Source organism: Sulfitobacter sp. 1A12157, assembly GCF_043557345.1.
In the GTDB taxonomy this organism is placed as follows: domain Bacteria; phylum Pseudomonadota; class Alphaproteobacteria; order Rhodobacterales; family Rhodobacteraceae; genus Sulfitobacter.
This window is the reverse complement of record NZ_JBIFFV010000021.1, coordinates 1-2,361: the sequence shown is the minus strand read 5'-3', so window position 1 is coordinate 2,361 and position 2,361 is coordinate 1. Positions and strand designations below refer to the sequence as shown.

At 60.4% G+C, this 2,361-nt stretch carries 3 protein-coding genes; 2 read left to right on the top strand and 1 reads right to left on the bottom strand.

The window, feature by feature from the left end; translation table 11 throughout:
- A partial coding sequence (locus ACGYLC_RS17595) for a hypothetical protein (protein ID WP_394424231.1) occupies positions 1-360 on the bottom strand: 360 nt, incomplete at its 3' end.
- Here ACGYLC_RS17595 and ACGYLC_RS17590 point away from each other — a divergent pair.
- Together ACGYLC_RS17590 and ACGYLC_RS17585 are read left to right on the top strand one after the other, a co-directional pair.
- Positions 353-1,063 (top strand): hypothetical protein, encoded by a 711-nt coding sequence (locus ACGYLC_RS17590; RefSeq protein WP_394424229.1) that lies wholly within the window; start codon positions 353-355, stop codon positions 1,061-1,063. The two genes, ACGYLC_RS17595 and ACGYLC_RS17590, sit on opposite strands and share 8 nt — an antisense overlap.
- Before the next feature lie 22 nt (positions 1,064-1,085).
- Positions 1,086-2,351 carry a calcium-binding protein gene (locus ACGYLC_RS17585; RefSeq protein ID WP_394424228.1) on the top strand — a complete coding sequence of 422 codons (1,266 nt, stop codon included), beginning with the start codon at positions 1,086-1,088 and terminating at the stop codon, positions 2,349-2,351.
- The last annotated feature ends 10 nt before the right edge of the window (positions 2,352-2,361 follow it).

Here is a 2,361-nt window from a genome sequence, read left to right as displayed (position 1 = left end):
TCCCACATCGACAACCCGACGTTGACAAGACATCATACCATATGATGCTGCGCCGCATCCGAGGTCGGCTTTGAGCCCTCTTTCACCGATGCTGCGATACGCTGGAACGACCGCTTCGCATGTTTCATAGGGTTCCAGTCCCGCGATCGGATCTGTTTCAAAGCGCAGAACCGCTCCTGTTGGAACGGACAATTTGTTCCGCGGCACCGCTCTGGAAGGGTGCACTCTGCGCAGGGTTTCTCTGTACCGAGCGTCGTTTCGGAAGTTGATGTGATCAAGAACGTGTACGCAATTGTCCTTGACTAACAATCCGCCAAGCCTATCAGATAAGCATAACGTCTTGGCTGCATTGATGAACAAACAAAACGCTTTCCTCGCATTGGCATCTTGGGCGCTGATGGCCTTCCCTGCCAGCGCCGACGATCTCGCCTCGTCAAGTTGCCCTTATCACGCGACAAGCCACTCTGTTCTTGTCTTTCCAATGGGGTTCGACCGCTTCTTGGACGTTCCCGACGTCCGTGTGGCGGTGCCTGAGGGCTACATCAGACCTTACGAGCGTGAACGTTATGCCAACGACGGGACGGACGGAGCGGCACGCCTCTTCGTCGAGGTGCCCTCGCTGGCGCCCATGTTCTTGCAAGAAGGGTTTTCTTCCTCCTTCCGGCTAGAGACCACGGTGGCGCCTGAGGACCAGGGGACGCTCCTCCTCGGGCCTGGCCTTCCCTTAAATGAGTTCCTCGCTTCGGAGGTCGAGGCGGATGCGGCAGCGAGGGCTATTCAGGACGGCGACACGACCGGCATACAGCAAACAGGTCTGCCGGAGGGTCTTCGGCTCGTCCCCGGAGCACTTCTCGGCCAGACCCTTGTGGCGATCGAAGACGGCGCGGTGACATTCCTCGCGAACTGCCAAGACGGCCGCGTTCCGATTTGTACGGGTCGTGTTTCTCATAACGCTTTAACAGCGCAGCTCACCTTTCGCCGAACCCACCTGGATGCATGGCGAGAGCTACAGCAGCGCACAAACGACCTCCTGCGGTGCTTCCTTTCAATCCCATCGCCATAGACCTCGGATAAGGAAAATCAACATGCCTCTCGCGCTAACCTCGTCCCGCATCGCCATCCTTCGCGACCACGTCACGGCGGGTGATCGCATCGCCTACTATGAGCAGCTCGGCGAATGGGGCTTCCGGTACGGGGCGCTTGCCGTCGGCGTAGTGACGCAGGAGACCTTCTCCGGCGAGGTCGCCAACATCTTCAACGAGGCCGTTGCAAACAGATCCGGAATTCTGCTTTTTCCCAACGACTTCGCACAGATCGGGATCGACCTGATGATCCGCGACTTCAACGCGCGCACGGCGGCCGGTTCGCCTGCACTGCGAGGCGAGGAGTTGTCGGTCAACACGATTGAAAACTACCACGAGCTGGCCTTTGCACGCTTCGGAGTCCCGATCACCGCCTGGACCCCTTTCGTCGCGCTTCAAGCCCAGCCCACGCAGGCGGCGCGGGAGGGCCTATGGGATCGACTTCTGGCTGATAGCTTCCTCGGAACTGGCGCGGGATACGCGGAGATCCTTCTCGACTCTGCCCGGAGCTTGAATGCGCAGTATGTGTTCGACCTCACCGGAGCGGCTGGCGAGGCGCTCTTGTCGCCTTCCGGAGCATTCGGAAACTACTCGATTACGCGTACCATCGGGGGCGATACGTCGGCGATTGTCGGCGGCGGTCCAAACAATGATCGGATCACCCTTACCAGCAAAGGCGACGTCGCGCTCGGCTTCGCCGGCAACGATACAATCACCGGGGGGGCGGGCGACGACCGGATCTATGGCGGTGAGGGTGCGGACGTCCTGACAGGTGGTGGCGGCGCGGACCTCATCGACGGCGGATCGAACGGCTCGTTCCTCGGCTTCGGTGGCGGCGATGTTTATGTCGATAGTCGCGATGGGGGCGCGCGCGATGTGCTGATCGACATTGAGCGCGTTCAGGGGACCGGAGACGGCTCGTACTCCATTGCCAGTTCCTTCTCCGCACTGCCCGGCCTGCTCGACCTTCGCGCAGCCTCGCTTCAAGTCGCGGCTGCAAGCCAAGAAGTTACCATTAGGAGTGAGGCGGCCATTGCCGAAGCCCTCCGCGATGGTCGCGCGACGATGGATCTCGACGCCGACGGTTTCTTTGCTTTTGCGGACGTAAACGGCGAGGTGTTCCTGACTATCGATGAGTTCAACTTTGGTGACGCGGGTGTCTTCATTGAGGCGGGCCGGGAAGCGGACGCCAGGATGGGCACAGGGGTCGTTTGCGGGAGGGGGCGAAATCCTACGCTAAGCCGAGCACGCGCTTTCCATAGTCCCTGAGTTCGCCCTT

Coding starts and splice junctions, on each gene's coding strand:
- ACGYLC_RS17590 (WP_394424229.1), top strand. CDS start 353: ATGAACAAACAAAACGCTTTCCTCGCATTGGCATCTTGGGCGCTGATG.
- ACGYLC_RS17585 (WP_394424228.1), top strand. CDS start 1,086: ATGCCTCTCGCGCTAACCTCGTCCCGCATCGCCATCCTTCGCGACCAC.